This window comes from Streptomyces alkaliphilus (genome assembly GCF_014141535.1).
GTDB lineage: Bacteria > Actinomycetota > Actinomycetes > Streptomycetales > Streptomycetaceae > Streptomyces > Streptomyces alkaliphilus.
In genome coordinates this window covers 1-1,483 of sequence record NZ_VKHT01001129.1, presented here as the reverse complement: position 1 = coordinate 1,483, position 1,483 = coordinate 1, and the positions used below count along the sequence as shown (strand labels likewise).

The 1,483-nt window shown below is 80.1% G+C and carries 1 protein-coding gene; it reads left to right on the top strand.

Going from position 1 to position 1,483, the window contains the following annotated elements; translation table 11 throughout:
* Positions 1-60 precede the first annotated feature (60 nt).
* Complete coding sequence (locus tag FNQ90_RS22885) at positions 61-1,455, top strand: glycosyltransferase (protein WP_182608088.1); 1,395 nt, start codon at positions 61-63, stop codon at positions 1,453-1,455.
* Positions 1,456-1,483 lie beyond the last annotated feature (28 nt).

The window sequence follows — 1,483 nt, the reverse complement described above, 5'->3', positions numbered from 1 at the left end:
GCACCGGCGCGTGCCGGTGCCCGCACCCGGACGTCCGACCCCGCCCCCGCGACACCCGTCGTGCTGCACGTCGCGCAGCCCACCGGCGGCGGAGTCGCGCGCGTCGTCCTGGACCTGCTGCGTGATCAGGTATCCGCCGGACTGCGGCCCGCACTCCTGTGTCCGCCCACCGGCCCCCTCGCCGGTGCCGCCCGGGCCCTCGGCACGCTCGTGCTGCCCTGGCCCGCCGGCCGCGAACCCGGCCCCGGCCTGGCCCGCGAGACCGCCGACGTGCTCCGGGCGGTCGAGACCCTGGCCCCCCGACTGATCCACCTGCACAGCGCCAAGGCGGGGCTGGCCGGACGGCTCGCCCTGCGCGGCCGGTACCCCACCGTCTTCCAACCCCACGCCTGGTCCTTCGAGGCCGCCGGGCCGGTGCGTCCCCTCGCCGTCCGCTGGGAGCGACACGCCACCCGTTGGACACACCGGCTGCTGTGGGTGAGCCACGCGGAGCGCGCCGCCGGCCTGCGCGCCGGGGTGGTCGCGGACGGAGCGGTGATCCCCAACGGGGTGGACACCGCCCGCTTCACCCCCCTGGACTCCGCCGCCCGCCGCGGGGTTCGCGCCGGGCTCCACGCCGTCCACGCCGTCCCGCCGCGCGCGCCCCTGGTCGTGTGCGTCGGGCGGTTGTGCCGACAGAAGGGCCAGGACGTGCTCCTGCGGGCCTGGCCGCGGGTGCTGCGCCGGCTCCCCGACGCCCGCCTGGTGCTGGTCGGTGACGGTCCGGTGGGTGAGGCGCTGCGGGCCACGGCCCCGCGCGGCGTCCTGTTCACCGGTGCCGTGGACGACCCCCGCCCCTGGTACGCCGCCGCCGATCTGGTCGTCCAGCCCTCCCGGTGGGAGGGGATGGCGCTGACCCCCCTGGAGGCGATGGCCTGCGGTCGGCCGGTGCTGCTCACCGACGTCGCCGGGGCCCGCGAGTGCCTGCCGAAGGAGCACCTCGGGCGCTGCCTGGTGCCGCCGGGGGACCCGCGGGCACTGGCCTCGGCGGTGGTGGGGCTGCTGGCCGACCCGCCGGGACGCGTCGGCATCGGCGTCGCGGTCCGCCGCCGGGTCCGCCGGCACCACGACCTGCGGGGCGCCACGGCGGCGGTGCGCGGGCTCTACCGCACGCTCCTGCCGGACCTGCCCGCGTCCGGCCCGCACCCCGCCGGGGGAGCCGACCCGGGCGCCGTCGCCCTTCCGGTTCCGTTTCCCCCCGGTTCCGACGGCCCGGCACGCGCCGGCCTGGTGCCCGGGCCCTCCGGACCGGACGGGGTCCCGGGGGCCGGGGGTCGTCCCGCGTTGCCCGCCGGTGCCCGGGTGTTCCTGCGCCGGTCCCACCGCGTCGCCCCGCCGGGGGCCCCGACCATCCGGCCGGGGCCGGCCGCGGAGGACCGCCGTCCGGCGCCGGACGGTGGGGCGGGTCCGCGATGACCGCCGGAAGCCCGCCGCCGTCCCCGCC